We start from the raw sequence: 14,790 nt of genomic DNA on the forward strand, positions 1-14,790 counted from the left end.
GAAGCATCAGGCCGGTTCGAGATCGGCTTTCGCCTGATCCAGAATGCGTTTGGCCTCGGACCCCTGCAACTTTTGGATGTCGTCCTGGTATTTCAGGATGGCACCCAACGTATCGCCGATTACTTCGGGACTGAGGTTGATAACGTCCAGCGCCAGCAGGCACTTCGCCCAATCGATGGTCTCGGCTACCCCCGGTTTCTTGAACAAATCTTCAGTGCGCAAGCGCTGAACAAAGGCGACCACCTCACGGCTCAGCGCTTGCGCCGCTTCGGGAGCCCGGGCGTGCAGGATTTCGATTTCGCGCGCAAAGTCAGGGTAATCGACCCAATGATATAGGCAGCGGCGTTTCAGTGCGTCGTGTACTTCGCGCGTACGGTTCGAGGTAACGATCACGATCGGCGGTTCTGGAGCTTTGACAGTACCAAGCTCGGGGATCGTGACCTGAAAGTCACTGAGCGCCTCCAGCAAGAAAGCCTCAAAAGGTTCGTCGGTCCGGTCTAATTCGTCAATTAGCAATACAGGTGCCCCATTGGCATCCGGACGCATGGCCTGCAGCAAGGGGCGTTCGATCAGATAGTCATCCGAGAACAGCTCGGTCTGCAACGCGCCTCGGTCCGCCCCACCCGACGCTTCTGCGGTTCGGATCGCCACCATCTGGGCGGGGAAATTCCACTCATACACAGCGGAAGAGGCATCAAGGCCTTCGTAACACTGCAACCGGATCAAGCGGCGGCCTAGTCCTGCGGCCAGCGCCTTGGCAATTTCGGTTTTGCCGACGCCCGCCTCACCTTCCAGAAACAGAGGCCGACCAAGTTTCAGCGAAAGAAACACAACCGTCGCCAAAGCCCGGCCACAGACATAACCCTCAGAGCCCAAAAGCTCTTGCACGGCATCGATGGAGTTTGGCTGTGTCATGAGTTCCCCTTTTTCCTGCGCCCCAACAGGTCATGACCACAACCAGAGGTCAAGACCACCATCCGTCAGTGACTTACGGCGATCTGTCTCATCGGCAAGGGCAAGAGGGTCTTTCACCACCCAAGCGGCTGTGTTAGCCGGGGGCCATGACCCAATCCCTGACGATCCGCCGCCCCGATGACTGGCATTTGCATCTGCGCGATGGCGCGATGCTGCAAGCCGTCTTGCCTGAAACCGCGCGCCATTTTGCCCGTGCCATCATCATGCCGAATCTGGTTCCGCCCGTTGTCAAAGGTGACGACGCAGCAGCTTATCGGGACCGCATCCTTGCTGCTCTGCCTGAGGACATGACGTTTGAGCCGCTGATGACGCTCTACCTGACAGAAGACACAGACCCGGCGGATGTGGCCGCCGCACATGCAAGCGGATTGGTCAAGGCGGTAAAGCTTTACCCGGCTGGGGCAACAACCAACTCGTCTTCTGGCGTTCGCGATTTCGACAAGGTACGCCCGGTGCTGGAGAAGATGGCCGAGATCGGTCTGCCGCTATGTGTGCACGGCGAAGTCACGGATGCCGAGATCGATATCTTCGATCGCGAGGCGGTGTTCATCGACCGCGTTCTTGATCCGATTCGCATAGCAACACCCGGACTGCGCGTGGTGATGGAGCACATCACGACGTCAAACGGCGTGGATTACGTCAAGGCGAACGAGAAAGATCTGGGTGCGACGATTACAACGCATCACCTGATCATCAACCGCAACCACATTCTGGTTGGCGGCATCAAGCCGCATTACTACTGCTTGCCGGTCGCCAAGCGCGAAGAGCATCGGCTGGCGCTGCTGACCGCCGCGACATCAGGCGATACGCGTTTCTTCTTGGGCACAGACAGCGCGCCGCACACCGATGCAAATAAGGAAATGGCCTGTGGCTGCGCTGGCTGTTTCACTGCAACCAATACGATGTCACTGCTGGCCGAAATGTTCGAACGAGCGGATGCGTTGGACAAGCTAGAGGCGTTCACGTCACTCAGCGGCTCGGCCTTCTATCGCCTGCCAGTAAACGAAGAGACCATCACGCTGACCAAAGGCGATGAGGTCGTCTATCCGGCCAAAATCGAAAGCGGCGACGGCCCCGTGACCGTATTCGATCCGGGCTTTCCACTGCATTGGCGCGTCGCTTAATCAGTTAGCCTTTCAGCCAAATCCGCTGCGCGCCCACCGGTGCGTAGCATTGACCAGATGGCGTCTGCCTCATCCCCTCCGATCAGCTTCGCCGCTTTCTCCCTGACGCGATCTTCGCGATCCGATAGAGACATCGGAGCCAGCAGATCATGGCTGGCCTCGCGGCGCGCGCCGTCCCGGCGTAACAGGGACAGATGGGCTTGTGTCTCGGATAGACTCTCATCCGCCTCGACCGTGATCCGGTCCCTTAAGGATTGCAGTCTTGGATCAGCACAAATCTTGTCGGAATAGCTCCCAGGCAGAGCTGTATCGTAGCCCATTGCCTGCATAGCAATCACGGTACGATAGGAAAACTTCGCTCCTAACCCACTGGTCGGCTGCAGTTGATTGCACACACTCATCCAGCGGGGGTGGGTTTTGATCTTGATCTCGGCCACCTCGGGCTCGGCGATGTCGAGATCGCGCGCAGCCTCAAGCGCCGCGTGCAGGCCATGGCAGCAAGCGTGGAATTTGTGGCTGATGCTTTCGAACAGCCACTCGTCCCCCAAACCATCAAGCGCAGCAGCTAAATCGTCAGCCCCCAAATGTGTCGCCCCAAACCCAAACGGGCCTTCCAATGCGTCAGCACCGGGTTGAAAACCGTTGCGGATCAACTGGGCGGCCTCAACCCCGTTCGAGGCCGCAAGTCCAGCGTTATAGGGTTTACCCATAGTCCCGAACTGTGATTTCTGCCCTGAGGCCCGGGTCGCGGTTAGCCCCAGCAGGTCACGCATCTGCTTTACGTCAAATGCCATAATCCGACCCGCAGCCACCGCAGCCCCAAACGCACCAGCCGTGGCTGTTTGGTGAAAACCAGCCTGATAATGACCACGACCAAGCCACAAACCGATGCGGATCGATAACTCCATTCCCACTAGCGCTGCCTCAAGCAGATCGACCAGAGGTCGGTCTTCCCACGCAGTAAGAGCAAGGGCTGCAGGAAAAACAGCAACCGATGGATGACCGATATGAGCGAAATGCGTGTCGTCATAATCAAGCGCATGAGAAATGGTACCATTCACCAGCGCAGCTGCGCGTAGCGGCGCATCACCGCCTCCGAACAAACGCGCCTGTGCGGCACCGCTCTCGGAAAGAACCATCTGACGTATGATGCGGGAAACCGGCTCATCTGCGCCTGCCCGCCCCACAGCAAGCCAGTCCAACGCGGATAGAGATGTCACGATACGAGCCTGCGCCGTGGTCGACACAGAACCAGCAGCAAACTCGGCAAGGGCAGTTGTCAAATCGGTCATGTGGCGCAGTCTAGCGCGCGCCGCTCGGGCGTAAAGCCTCAGCCGTACAGGACGGCAGCACGTTGTTCAAATGCTCGGACGATACGGTGCATGGCTTCGTTGAAAACCACGCCAATGATTCCTTGCAGAACCGCGTTCTTGAATTCGAAATCAACGTGGAACGAGACGTTGCAGCCATCATCCGTATCTTCGAACTCCCAATCCGAGCGCATATATTTGAAGGGGCCGTCCAGATACTCGGTATCGATCCGTTTAAGCTCATCAAATAGCGTGACCCGACTGCCAAAGCGTTCGCGGAACACCTTGAATGAAATCACCAGATCCGCCTCCATCACCTTGCCATCTCCGGCTTGATAGGTCCGACGAATGCGGGCCGCCGCGCACCATGGCAGGAACTCGGGGTATTTCGCCACATCCGCGACCAGGTCATACATCTGCTGAGCGGTGTAAGGCAGCGGGCGGGTCTCGGAATGGGTTGGCATGATATCCGGGATTAACTGGTGACAATGGCGCGTGATTTCGTATGTTGCGCGCCAAAGATCAAGGGGGCAGCGATGAGCCAGCGCGCATATGTGATAGATGAGATGATCTCGGCCAAGGCAATTGCTGCCCGGATCGAAGAGCTTTGCCGCGAAATAACGGCTGAATTCGGCGGCACCGACAAGCTGGTCGTTGTCGGCCTGCTGCGCGGCAGCTTCGTCTTTATCGCTGATCTGGTGCGTGAGCTGGACCTGCCCATCGAGGTCGATTTTCTTGAGGCATCATCCTACGGAGACTCGATGGAAAGCAGTCGAGAAGTTCGTATTCTTAAGGACTTACGCGGCGCTATTGAAGGGCGCGATGTTTTGGTGGTCGAGGATATCGTGGATACTGGCCATACCCTGAACCACGTCTCCAAGCTGCTCCGCACCCGCAAGCCGCACCGGTTGAAATCCATCGCCCTTCTGGACAAACCCAGCCGGCGCGAGGTTGATTTCCGCTCGGACTGGATCGGGTTTGAAATCCCTGATGAATTTGTCGTGGGTTATGGCATCGACTATGCGCAGCGCAATCGCAACCTGCCGTTTATCGGCAAGGTTCGATTTGTCGAAGATCAGGACTGATGAGTCTGCGCCATTTTGTTCGCATGTCGAAATGGGGGCGAAACCCGCCCTCGGAACGGCGCGTGAAACTGGTGTTTGGCGCGATCCTTATCTGCCTGATGATTGCCGGAATTGAATATATGGGTTGGTGGCCCGAATGGGCAGAAAGCCAGCCCAGAAAACTCAGGCCTTGAGCGTTTGTTCGATAGCAGCCAAAAAAATATCTGTCCCGATCGGGATCAAAGCATCCGGGAAATCATAGTCGGGGTTGTGTAGCTGCGGATGATCCCGCCCCGCGCCTAGCCAGAACATGGCGCTTTTTGCGCCTTTTCCGAACTGCCCGAAATCTTCCGAAAACCTTTGTGGTGTCGCAACCAGCTTGCAAGGAATGTCGCGGCTTTGGCAGGCCTCTGACAGGATCTGCACGGCTTCACCCGAATTTGTGCAAGCCTCAAACACATCGTCATAGGTGATTTCAACACCTAATCCCTGTGCCTGAGCACGTGTAGTCACCAGCTGTTCTGCGTCGCGGATCAGGCTTGCCATCCGGCTGTCCGAGACCGTGCGCAGGGTCACCCACAGTTCGGCCTGACCGGGTGCGATACCAAAAGTGGCCTCACCCAGCCTAGCATGGGTTACCGTTGTCAGCGCATATTCTGCATCCAGCGCCCCACCTTGCCCCAGAATGGCCAAAGCAGGCATAAGCTCTGCCAGCGCACCGGCTGGCGACACTCCATCCTGAGGAGCCGCCGCGTGAGAGGTTTTGCCCGTCAAAACAATTCGCATCCCACGCGAGGCGCAATTCGCCGGACCCGAGCAAAGCTCAACCCCGCCCAATTCCAAACCCGGCAAATTGTGCAAAGAAAACACATAGTCAGGAGCGATATCCGCAAACTTGGGATCAGCACGATAGGCAATCGCACCTTGACCGGTTTCTTCGGCGGGTTGAAAAATCAGAACCACCCGCCCCTTGGTCGGACGCTTGTCCCCCAATACAAAGGCAACACCAAGCACCATCGCCATATGGCCATCATGCCCGCAAAGATGCCCCTTTCCGGGATGTTGCGACGCGTATCGTGCACTTGAGATTTCCTGAATCGGCAAACCGTCCAATTCACATCGGATTCCGATGGTTGGTCCGGGCTGTCCGCTATCATAAACCGCCGCGACACCGTGGCCACCGATACCTGTCAGAACCGCATCGGGATCACACGCCTGAAGCAAGTTCGAGATACTCGTCGCGGTTCCACGTTCCTCGCCCGATATCTCAGGCACTTGATGCAGTTCATGGCGCTTTTCGGTAAGCCAGGATTGAAGTTCGGGTTTCACCTCTGGTTCAACTTCTTTTGTCGAGCTTCGCGCAAACGGGCGAAATCATCGCCCGCGTGGTAAGACGACCGGGTCAAAGGAGTTGCCGAGACCATAAGGAAACCTTTGCCGAATGCAGCTTTTTCATAGGCCGCAAACTCTTCGGGTGTAACAAAGCGGTCAATGCCATGATGCTTGGGTGTTGGCTGCAGATACTGACCGATAGTCAGAAAATCGATATCCGCCGCGCGCATGTCATCCATGACCTGACGAACTTGCTGCTCGTCCTCGCCCAGTCCGACCATTATGCCGGATTTGGTGAAAATGGACGGGTCCATTTCTTTGACCCGCTGCAGTAAGCGCAATGAGTGGAAATATCGCGCACCGGGACGTACCTGAGGATATAGGCCCGGCACCGTTTCAAGATTGTGATTGAACACATCTGGCTTGGCCTCGACAACAATCTCAAGCACTGAGGGATCGCATTTCAGGAAATCCGGCGTCAGAATCTCGATTGTAGTCTTGGGCGAGCGGTGGCGTACTGCGCGTATGGTTTGGGCGAAATGGTCAGCCCCTCCATCCTGCAGGTCATCCCGGTCCACGGATGTGATGACCACATGGTTCAAGCCCAGCTTCTGCACCGCATGCGCCACGCGACCCGGTTCAAATGCATCCAGAGTATCCGGCTTACCGGTCGCGATGTTGCAGAATGTACAGCCGCGCGTGCAAATCTCGCCCATGATCATCATGGTCGCGTGACCCTGGCTCCAGCACTCACCCACATTCGGGCATCCGGCTTCTTCGCAGACGGTGACCAGATTGTTGTCACGCATGATCTTATGCGTCTCGGCATAGCCCTTGCCACCCGGCGCTTTGACCCGAATCCAGTTCGGTTTGCGCGGAGCCGCATTGTCAGGTCGATGTGCCTTTTCGGGGTGTCTTTGCTCGGGTATTTTCAGATCACGCACGGCTGGCTTTCCTGACTTTGGGTCAATTTTCTTTGTTCATAACATAGACCGACTCATTTGGTTACACCAGCGGCGCATAGCCGCTATGCGGCACGTCTACGCGCCTGCAGCGAAAGTGACCACGCACATCATTTTACGCATTACTTATAATGCTTTAACGCCATCAAAGATATTATGCTTTTGCAGCATATATATCATTGAAGCCGAGATAGAATCATTTTAACTCTCGCGGCAAACATATGTGAATCACAGGATTTTGATGATGAAAACCGGTGCAAAACTACCTGACGTAACCTTCCACACCCGTGTCCGCGATGAGGCCGTCGAAGGCCCCAACCCGTTCCGTTGGGAAGACAAGACAACTGCGGATTATTTTGCAGGCAAGCGCGTTATCCTGTTCTCGCTGCCCGGCGCATTCACCCCGACATGCTCGACCTATCAATTGCCTGGTTTCGAAAAAGGCCACGGCGATTTTGCGGCCAAGGGCATCGATGCAATCTACTGCATGTCCGTCAACGACAGCTTTGTCATGAACAAATGGGCCGCCGATCAGGGTCTGGAAAACGTCAAGGTCATTCCTGATGGATCCGGTGAGTTCACGCGTAAAATGGGTATGCTGGTCGACAAGGACAATCTGGGCTTTGGCATGCGCTCATGGCGTTACGCAGCCATCGTCAACGATGGCGTTGTGGAGGCATGGTTCGAAGAGCCCGGCCTGATGGATAACTGCCCCGAAGACCCTTACGGCGTGTCGTCCCCAGAAAACCTAATGAAGCATCTGGACGAAGCCCGCGAACCGGCGCTGGTATAATCCTGTCATGCACTACTCTGAAAGGCCCGCCATTTCGGCGGGCCTTTTTTGTTAGGTTCGAGTTTTAGCTACCACGTCTTCACCGACCTGCCGGATTACTTGCGCCAATCGATCGAACCACTCCTCCGCTCCGGTCGAGCTGCGACGCACCAGGCCAATGGTCCTCGCCGGTTGCGGCGCACCAAATCGCAACAATCGCAATCCGGGGACTGCATCCGTCTCGGCCTGCGCCGCAAGTTCAGGCATCAACGTCAGGCCAAACCCTTCGGCGACCAAACGCGACAACGTGGCAAGTGAGGACGCACCCATATTAATTTGGCCGCTGGTACGATCCTGACCGCAAACTTCTAGCGCCTGATCTGTCAGGCAGTGCCCGTCTTCCAACAGCATCAATTGCGCTGTCTTCAAGTCCACAGGCCGCAACTCTTCCGGGCTGATGGTCAATCGATTCAGGCGAGTCTGACTTCCTGCCAGCAAGAACCGATCTTCGAACAGTGGCTCTTCGTGGAAAGTTCCATTTCCCAAGGGTAGCGCCAGTACGGCGGCATCTATTTCGCCCAAGCCCAACATGGATAGCAGCCGCTCGGTCCGGGCCTCGCGAATCTGAACCCGTAACGAGACATCCGCAGCCCGCAACCCAGCCAGCACCCCCGGCAGCAAATAAGGTGCAACCGTAGGAATAATCCCGATCGACAGGGACCTATGGCCACCCGAATGGTCGCGTGCAAACCGGTCCAACCGTTCGGCCGCGTTCAGGACATGTTGGGCATAGTCCAAAACGTCTCGACCAAGTGGTGTCAACAGGATGTCGCGGGCCTGCCGTTCGAACAACGGCCCACCGATCGAGTCTTCCAGTGACTTGATTTGAACTGAAAGCGCAGGCTGCGAAACATGGCAGACCTGCGCGGCACGGCCAAAGTTACGCTGTTCGGCGACGGCCTGGAAATATTGCAGCTGGCGGAAGGTGAAATTCATAACCCCTGACTATCATTTGGGGTCATTTCCGCAAGGCCGGTATATGGCTGCATGAATCGTTCAGCCGATCATCCGATCCCGCTCGGTCTGGTCCTCGTAGTGGCGCTTCAGCCTTTGCAACGCGATCCGCAGCACGATCTTGCCTGATCGCGCAGACCAGCCCATCCGCTTTTCAGCCAGCTCAAGCCCTTCTAAATAACAACAACAGCGCAGCGCGACGTCGCTCAAACCCGGCCCAAGGTCAGACAGCGCGCGGGCCACACGATCTCTGGCACCAGAAGGTCCTCGCCCCACATGGCTATCCGAGGCAAAGTCACCGCGTCCACCGCCTGTCAGAAAGCGATCCCAATTTTGTGTGACCTGAGGTCCGATCTGCGCCAGTTCGAAATCCTCACGCAAGCGCTCGCCTGCGCTCACCAGAGTTTCATCCAGAAACGGCTTGCCATCCCGGTCGCGGCGGCGCGCCAAAGCGATCAGCGGGCTTTCCACAGTGCTGTAACGGACGCGAGGCTGCGATGGCGCCCTTGCACCCGCAGTTGCGGGTTTGAATGCGGCCTGCGCTTCCGCCATGCCAAATTCATTCTGCGTACGCGCCCGGTTTTCGGCCTCGGCAATCAAATGACTTAGTGCAGCCCTGCCCGAGGTTGAAATCCGGTAGCGCGAAATCCGACCCGGACTATCGCATGAAATCCAATCATTCAGCGCCAGAGCCTGCGCGATCCGGCAATCTACAACTGCTGTTTTGGTAGTTCCTCCTTTGCCGTTGTCCCGAACCACAACAGCCTTGTCCATATCCTCGGCCACGGCAAGCACGGCACCGGATTCACACATGCGCCTCAGTACACGCAGCGACTCGCGCTCGAATTCGTCGTCTTGGGCTTCGGGCCGTCCTGCCTCAGACGTCACGATTGCAAAAGAAGAACCTGTGCGCTCCATTGGCGCAAAGTGTGATTGGGCCAGAGAATGCAGAGCTGCATCCACCAAAGGATCGTCCCTGCGCATCTCAACCCTGCGGATCTGACGCAGAATGGTCGAGGCATGGCACCCTGCGGACCGCGCAATATCCCGAATAGATCGCCCTGACTCCGTATGGTCCAGATATCGTTGCGCCCCTTCGGGAACCCATGCCGGAACAGTGAATGCCACGCTGTTTTCCATATTTCTTCGCCCTCGTCGACAAAACAAACTGACAGTTTTAGCCGTCGGATTCTTAGTTAACCAAATCTAACTAGAGTTGCTTTCATTACTCGTTCGTTAATCACAGACGGCACAGAGCAGAATTGATTCAAAAAGATAAACAGTGGTGAAACCATAGTTCGGGGTGATCCCGCACAAGGCAACACCCGCTTAGGTTGTGTCACATTTCAGACAGCGAAATTGAAAAAGAAGGAAAGCTGCCGTGCAGGACCTGATGACCATGATCACCACACTCCGCCGCCCGCGACTACTGGCCCGTGCCGCCAAGATCGGGGCGCAGGACTATAATCGCGACCGCCACCTGCAACGGCTTCTTGGGTATGGATCAACGCCGGCCACTGGAGCAGCGTTGATCCGTTTGCTGGAATTGGAGCGTGAGACTAACGCGCAGCGCATCGAAGATGATGCGGCCTATTCACTGGTTCGCCATCTTGATCTGCTGATTGCATTGAATGGCGAAGCGCAACTGTATCAGGCCAGTCGCGCAACGCAGTATCAGTAATCAGGTGAACGCGTCCGGCATCGATGCTTTCTTTTCGGCAACATATGCGTCGAGCGCCGCCTTTACATCAGGGTCAAGCTGCGGCTGCTGGTAGTTCGCCAACAGATGCTCAACCCGTGCCGAAGCCAGCGTCCGTGTATCGCGGGCGCCTTCTTCTTCCCAGGTCTCAAACGGCTTATAATCCAAGAGATCGGTTTTCCAGAACGCTTCCTTGAAGTTGGCTTGCGTATGGGCACAACCTAAATAGTGACCTCCGGGACCGACTTCGCGGATGGCGTCCATCGCCTGTGCATTCTCATCATAGGCCACACCTTTGGCCAATCCGTGCAAGACGCCCAACTGATCGGCATCCATGACGAATTTCTCGAAATCCGCCACCAAGCCGCCTTCGAGCCAACCGCAGGAATGCAGCATGAAATTCACACCCGACATAAGGCCCATGTTCAACGAGTTCGCGGTCTCATACGCAGCTTGCGCATCCGGCAATTTTGAACCACAGAACGAACCCGCAGAGCGATATGGCAAACCCAGTCGGCGCGCCAACTGACCCGCACCATAAGTGACGTGCGAAGCCTCTGGGGTGCCAAAGGTCGGCGCTCCTGAATTCATGTCGATCGACGATACGAACGCCCCAAAGATCGCAGGAGCACCCGGACGGATGATCTGGCTATATGCTACACCTGCCATGACCTCGGCCAGAACCTGCGTCAGCGTGCCCGCGACCGAAACCGGTGCCATAGCACCACCAACGATGAACGGCGAAATAATGCAGGCCTGATTGTTTGCGGCATAAACTTCCAGAGAACCCATCATCACGTCGTCAAAGGTCATCGGCGAGTTGATGTTGGTCAACGATGTCATCACGGTGTTGTTCTGCACGAACTCTTTGCCGAACAGAATCTCGCACATCTCGATCGAATCCTGCGCCCGGCTAGGATCAGTGACCGAACCCATGAACGGTTTGTCGGACAGTGTCATATGCGCCATCAGCATGTCCAAATGGCGCTTGTTTACCGGAATATCTGTCGGTTCGCAGACCGTACCGCCCGAATGGTGCAGCCACTTGGACATGTAGGCCAGCTTCACGAACTTGTTGAAATCGTCCATTGTCGCGTAACGACGTCCGCCTTGCGCATCGCGTACGAACGGAGGACCATAGACCGGAGCCAGAACCATATTGCGGCCGCCGATGACTACCGATTTCTCAGGATTGCGGGCGTGCTGGGTAAATTCGCTAGGGGCGGTCTTGATCAGCTCACGTGCCAGGCCGCGCGGCAGGCGGACGCGCTCACCATCCACATCTGCACCCGCGTCTTTCCAGCGCTCAAGCGCTGCCGGATTGTCTACGAAATTGACGCCAATCTCAGCCAATACGGTTTCCGCATTGGTTTCGATAATCTCCAGCGCCTCTTCGTTGAGGACCTCGAAATTGGGGATATTGCGTTCGATATATTTCGCGGTTTCGATCTTGACCGCCGTACGCTCGGCACGACGGGCGGCACCACCGCCACCCCGTGCCCTGCGCCGGGTGTTTGCCTCTGCCATTGAGTAAATCCCGTGATTGGTTGGTTTGGTAGATGTGTTACATGAACGGCAAACTTCGCCACAGGTAGTTTACGGCGCTCTAGAGGTAAAAGCGACATGAACCGCGGGCCGCTGCGACATATGTCTGTCGGTTACTACTTTGCCTTTTTCTGCATAACGACAGTGTTTCCTGACACCTCGACCTCAACCCACCCCAGATGAGTGTACATTTCGCGGGTTGCACGCATCAGCCGATGTGTCCGCAAGCGCAGGACTGAAAGCCCGGCCTCAACGGCCTTAGCTTCAGCAACTGCAAGCAGTTGCCGCGCAATACCCTTGCCCTGAGCCTCTGGCGAAACGGCGAGATTGAATATCATCATAGCCTCGGCCTGTTGATCAAATATGATGACACCAAAAAATGTACCGTCCACTTCAGCAATGACGACCTGATGCTCTGCGATCTCTTCCTCGATACCAGACGTAACATCCGGCAGATCGGCAATGTCTCTCATCGCATCGGCATAAGCGCTTGCGATACAAACTTGTATCGACTTGGCGTCGCTTCGTTCGGCAGTTCTGAGTTTTATGGTGGTCATGTATCAGCCTCCTCGCTGAATTGACGTCATTACGCTTGCACAAGCAAGGCTTGCGACCTAATAGCCAATCATGACCCAAGACAGCCATGACCGCCTTTTGATCATCGACTTCGGCAGCCAGGTGACGCAGCTTATTGCCCGCCGCTTGCGCGAACTGAACGTCTATTGCGAAATCCACCCCTACCAGAACGTCACGATGGATTTCGTGCGAGAGATGGCGCCCAAGGCCGTCATTTTTTCGGGCGGCCCTGACAGTGTTACGCGCGAGGGTTCACCCCGCGCCCCGCAAGAGATTTTTGACTACGGCGTGCCGATCCTGGGCATCTGCTATGGTCAGCAGGTGATGATGCATCAACTGGGCGGCAAGGTTGAAAGCGGGCACGGCACCGCAGAATTTGGCCGCGCATTTGTTACTCCGAATAATCGGCTTGATATCCTCGATGGCTGGTTCGCCGAAGGTGACGAACAAGTCTGGATGAGCCACGGCGATCATGTAAGCGAAATCGCTCCGGGTTTTGAGGTGTTCGGCACTTCACCCAACGCGCCGTATGCCATCACGGCCGACGCCTCGCGTCATTTCTATGCGGTGCAATTTCACCCCGAGGTTCATCACACACCCAAGGGTGCAAAGCTCTATGAGAATTTTGTCAAACTGTCAGGGTTCAAGGGCGATTGGACCATGGGGGCTTATCGGGACGAGATGATCCGCAAGATCCGCGAACAGGTCGGGGACAAAAAAGTCATTTGTGGCTTGTCTGGCGGTGTCGACAGCTCGGTTGCGGCGATCCTGATACATGAGGCGATTGGCGATCAGCTGACCTGCGTGTTTGTCGACCATGGGCTGCTACGCAAGAACGAGGCTGCCGAAGTCGTCGGCATGTTCCGCGACAATTACAACATCCAGTTGATCCACGCGGACGAAAGCGAACTGTTCCTGGGTGAACTTGATGGACAATCCGATCCTGAAACCAAGCGCAAGATTATCGGCAAGCTGTTCATCGACGTGTTCCAGAAACACGCCGACACAATCGACGGCGCCGAGTTCTTGGCACAGGGCACCTTGTATCCAGATGTGATTGAATCCGTGTCGTTTTCAGGCGGTCCATCTGTGACCATCAAATCGCACCACAATGTGGGTGGCCTGCCTGAAAAGATGGGCCTGAAGCTGGTCGAGCCTCTGCGTGAACTCTTCAAGGACGAGGTCCGCGCGTTGGGCCGCGAGTTGGGCCTGCCCGACAGCTTCATCGGTCGCCACCCCTTCCCCGGCCCCGGCCTTGCCATCCGCTGCCCGGGTGAGATAACTCGCGAAAAGCTTGAGATCCTGCGCGAAGCCGATGCCATCTATATCGACCAGATTCGCAAACATGGTCTGTATGATGAGATTTGGCAGGCCTTTGTCGCCATTCTTCCGGTGCGCACAGTCGGTGTAATGGGGGATGGACGAACATACGATTATGCCTGCGCCCTCCGCGCGGTCACATCCGTCGATGGCATGACAGCGGACTACTATCCGTTCAGCCACGAATTCCTCGGTGAAACCGCCACGCGTATCATCAACGAAGTCAAGGGCATCAACCGGTGCACTTACGACATCACCTCGAAACCTCCCGGAACGATTGAATGGGAATGATTATTCCCCCTCGACAGTGCTGAAATGCACCGCGTTTGACGGGAGAAGGACAATTCGATGAGCAACTACTCGGTACATGAAACGGCAATCGTCGATGAAGGCGCGCAGATCGGAGATGGCTGCCGAATCTGGCATTGGGTGCACATCTGCGGAGGCGCCAAGCTGGGCCGAAATGTTTCACTCGGGCAGAATGTCTTCGTTGGGAACAAGGTCATAATTGGCGACGATTGCAAAAAATTCAGAACAACGTTTCGATCTATGACAACATCACGCTGGAAGACGGCGTATTCTGTGGGCCGAGCATGGTGTTCACGAATGTGTACAACCCGCGTTCATTGATCGAACGAAAGGCCGAATACCGCAATACTCTGGTAAAGAGAGGGGCCACGCTGGGCGCCAATTGCACAATCGTTTGCGGTGCCACAATCGGGGAATACGCTTTTATCGGCGCAGGTGCCGTTGTTAATTCTGACGTGAAGCCATACGCACTGATGGTGGGCGTCGCTGCAAAACAGATTGGCTGGATGAGCGAGTATGGCGAGCAGTTGGATTTACCTCTCACTGGTCGTGGTGAGGTTACCTGCCCTCATACCGGTGCTCGATACGTGTTGAACGGCGATTCGGTCAGCAAAGCTCTGCCAACCACCTGAGTATCAGAGCCAGCACGCCGAACGGCTAAGAACCCCTTTTATTTGCGGGTTCGCGTCAGAATACTGGCATCATCTAAGCCCCTCACCCAAAGCGATCATAGACGGCCAGACTTACATTTAGCCTTGCTTCATCGGGTAAAACGCAATCTATTCAGC

Annotated in this window: 15 protein-coding genes and 1 pseudogene; 7 read left to right on the forward strand and 9 right to left on the reverse strand. The window is 56.1% G+C overall.

Translation table 11 applies throughout. The annotated features are described in order from the left end of the window. Positions 1 to 6 precede the first annotated feature (6 nt). Positions 7 to 915: an AAA family ATPase gene (locus tag ACR0A1_RS05890; RefSeq protein WP_170735152.1), complete on the reverse strand. Its 909-nt coding sequence runs from the start codon at positions 913 to 915 to the stop codon at positions 7 to 9. A 146-nt stretch (positions 916 to 1,061) separates the two neighbouring features. Between ACR0A1_RS05890 and pyrC the strand changes: the two genes are divergently transcribed. Continuing rightward, positions 1,062 to 2,099 (forward strand): dihydroorotase, encoded by a 1,038-nt coding sequence (gene pyrC, locus ACR0A1_RS05895; protein ID WP_480866617.1) that lies wholly within the window; start codon positions 1,062 to 1,064, stop codon positions 2,097 to 2,099. Here the strand turns inward: pyrC and ACR0A1_RS05900 are convergent. Further along, entirely contained in the window at positions 2,096 to 3,391 is a 1,296-nt protein-coding gene (locus tag ACR0A1_RS05900; RefSeq protein ID WP_170421331.1) for an MmgE/PrpD family protein, read from the reverse strand. The two genes, pyrC and ACR0A1_RS05900, sit on opposite strands and share 4 nt — an antisense overlap. Positions 3,392 to 3,429: 38 nt before the next feature. Next, a complete protein-coding gene (locus ACR0A1_RS05905) occupies positions 3,430 to 3,873 on the reverse strand; it encodes a type II toxin-antitoxin system RatA family toxin (protein ID WP_170405416.1) in 444 nt (147 codons plus the stop codon). Positions 3,874 to 3,945: 72 nt separating this feature from the next. On the opposite strand from ACR0A1_RS05905, the gene hpt reads away from it, so the two are divergent. Together hpt and ACR0A1_RS05915 are read left to right on the forward strand one after the other, a co-directional pair. Next, complete coding sequence (hpt, locus tag ACR0A1_RS05910; protein ID WP_010439696.1) at positions 3,946 to 4,494, forward strand: hypoxanthine phosphoribosyltransferase; 549 nt, start codon at positions 3,946 to 3,948, stop codon at positions 4,492 to 4,494. Next, the gene (locus ACR0A1_RS05915) at positions 4,494 to 4,667 is read left to right on the forward strand and encodes a hypothetical protein (RefSeq protein WP_170421327.1); all 174 of its coding nucleotides are present in this window, start codon (positions 4,494 to 4,496) and stop codon (positions 4,665 to 4,667) included. Before hpt ends, ACR0A1_RS05915 begins: the two co-directional genes overlap by 1 nt. On the opposite strand, the gene ACR0A1_RS05920 is transcribed toward ACR0A1_RS05915, so the two are convergent. Together ACR0A1_RS05920 and lipA are read right to left on the reverse strand one after the other, a co-directional pair. Next, positions 4,657 to 5,802, reverse strand: a complete 1,146-nt coding sequence (locus ACR0A1_RS05920) for an amidohydrolase (RefSeq protein ID WP_480753403.1) — start codon at positions 5,800 to 5,802, stop codon at positions 4,657 to 4,659. The two genes, ACR0A1_RS05915 and ACR0A1_RS05920, sit on opposite strands and share 11 nt — an antisense overlap. Further along, on the reverse strand, positions 5,799 to 6,749 hold the full coding sequence (gene lipA, locus ACR0A1_RS05925) for a lipoyl synthase (RefSeq protein WP_170421324.1): 951 nt from the start codon (positions 6,747 to 6,749) through the stop codon (positions 5,799 to 5,801). The genes ACR0A1_RS05920 and lipA overlap by 4 nt, the downstream gene beginning before the upstream one ends. A 262-nt stretch (positions 6,750 to 7,011) precedes the next feature. Between lipA and ACR0A1_RS05930 the strand changes: the two genes are divergently transcribed. After that, entirely contained in the window at positions 7,012 to 7,560 is a 549-nt protein-coding gene (locus tag ACR0A1_RS05930; RefSeq protein WP_170645965.1) for a peroxiredoxin, read from the forward strand. Positions 7,561 to 7,611: 51 nt separating this feature from the next. Here the strand turns inward: ACR0A1_RS05930 and ACR0A1_RS05935 are convergent, their stop codons facing one another. Together ACR0A1_RS05935 and ACR0A1_RS05940 are read right to left on the reverse strand one after the other, a co-directional pair. After that, positions 7,612 to 8,535, reverse strand: a complete 924-nt coding sequence (locus tag ACR0A1_RS05935; protein ID WP_170562940.1) for a hydrogen peroxide-inducible genes activator — start codon at positions 8,533 to 8,535, stop codon at positions 7,612 to 7,614. Between the two features lie 60 nt (positions 8,536 to 8,595). Further along, on the reverse strand, positions 8,596 to 9,693 hold the full coding sequence (locus ACR0A1_RS05940; RefSeq protein ID WP_480584896.1) for a DUF6456 domain-containing protein: 1,098 nt from the start codon (positions 9,691 to 9,693) through the stop codon (positions 8,596 to 8,598). A 241-nt stretch (positions 9,694 to 9,934) separates the two neighbouring features. Here ACR0A1_RS05940 and ACR0A1_RS05945 point away from each other — a divergent pair, with 241 nt between their 5' ends. Further along, entirely contained in the window at positions 9,935 to 10,234 is a 300-nt protein-coding gene (locus ACR0A1_RS05945) for a DUF6477 family protein (protein WP_170562946.1), read from the forward strand. On the opposite strand, the gene ACR0A1_RS05950 is transcribed toward ACR0A1_RS05945, so the two are convergent. Next, the gene (locus tag ACR0A1_RS05950; protein WP_170393250.1) at positions 10,235 to 11,779 is read right to left on the reverse strand and encodes a trimethylamine methyltransferase family protein; all 1,545 of its coding nucleotides are present in this window, start codon (positions 11,777 to 11,779) and stop codon (positions 10,235 to 10,237) included. It abuts the gene before it with no gap. Positions 11,780 to 11,913: 134 nt separating this feature from the next. Further along, entirely contained in the window at positions 11,914 to 12,354 is a 441-nt protein-coding gene (locus ACR0A1_RS05955) for a GNAT family N-acetyltransferase (protein WP_170562949.1), read from the reverse strand. Positions 12,355 to 12,424: 70 nt separating this feature from the next. Between ACR0A1_RS05955 and guaA the strand changes: the two genes are divergently transcribed. Both guaA and ACR0A1_RS05965 read left to right on the forward strand, forming a co-directional pair. After that, entirely contained in the window at positions 12,425 to 13,984 is a 1,560-nt protein-coding gene (gene guaA, locus ACR0A1_RS05960; RefSeq protein ID WP_480866622.1) for a glutamine-hydrolyzing GMP synthase, read from the forward strand. A 57-nt stretch (positions 13,985 to 14,041) separates the two neighbouring features. Further along, positions 14,042 to 14,634: pseudogene (locus ACR0A1_RS05965) on the forward strand (acyltransferase). Positions 14,635 to 14,790 lie beyond the last annotated feature (156 nt).

The sequence above is a fragment of the Ruegeria sp. D6 genome, assembly GCF_056534365.1.

Coding starts and splice junctions, on each gene's coding strand:
- ACR0A1_RS05890 (WP_170735152.1), bottom strand. CDS start 915: ATGACACAGCCAAACTCCATCGATGCCGTGCAAGAGCTTTTGGGCTCT.
- pyrC (WP_480866617.1), top strand. CDS start 1,062: ATGACCCAATCCCTGACGATCCGCCGCCCCGATGACTGGCATTTGCAT.
- ACR0A1_RS05900 (WP_170421331.1), bottom strand. CDS start 3,391: ATGACCGATTTGACAACTGCCCTTGCCGAGTTTGCTGCTGGTTCTGTG.
- ACR0A1_RS05905 (WP_170405416.1), bottom strand. CDS start 3,873: ATGCCAACCCATTCCGAGACCCGCCCGCTGCCTTACACCGCTCAGCAG.
- hpt (WP_010439696.1), top strand. CDS start 3,946: ATGAGCCAGCGCGCATATGTGATAGATGAGATGATCTCGGCCAAGGCA.
- ACR0A1_RS05915 (WP_170421327.1), top strand. CDS start 4,494: ATGAGTCTGCGCCATTTTGTTCGCATGTCGAAATGGGGGCGAAACCCG.
- ACR0A1_RS05930 (WP_170645965.1), top strand. CDS start 7,012: ATGAAAACCGGTGCAAAACTACCTGACGTAACCTTCCACACCCGTGTC.
- ACR0A1_RS05935 (WP_170562940.1), bottom strand. CDS start 8,535: ATGAATTTCACCTTCCGCCAGCTGCAATATTTCCAGGCCGTCGCCGAA.
- ACR0A1_RS05940 (WP_480584896.1), bottom strand. CDS start 9,693: ATGGAAAACAGCGTGGCATTCACTGTTCCGGCATGGGTTCCCGAAGGG.
- ACR0A1_RS05950 (WP_170393250.1), bottom strand. CDS start 11,779: ATGGCAGAGGCAAACACCCGGCGCAGGGCACGGGGTGGCGGTGGTGCC.
- ACR0A1_RS05955 (WP_170562949.1), bottom strand. CDS start 12,354: ATGACCACCATAAAACTCAGAACTGCCGAACGAAGCGACGCCAAGTCG.
- guaA (WP_480866622.1), top strand. CDS start 12,425: ATGACCCAAGACAGCCATGACCGCCTTTTGATCATCGACTTCGGCAGC.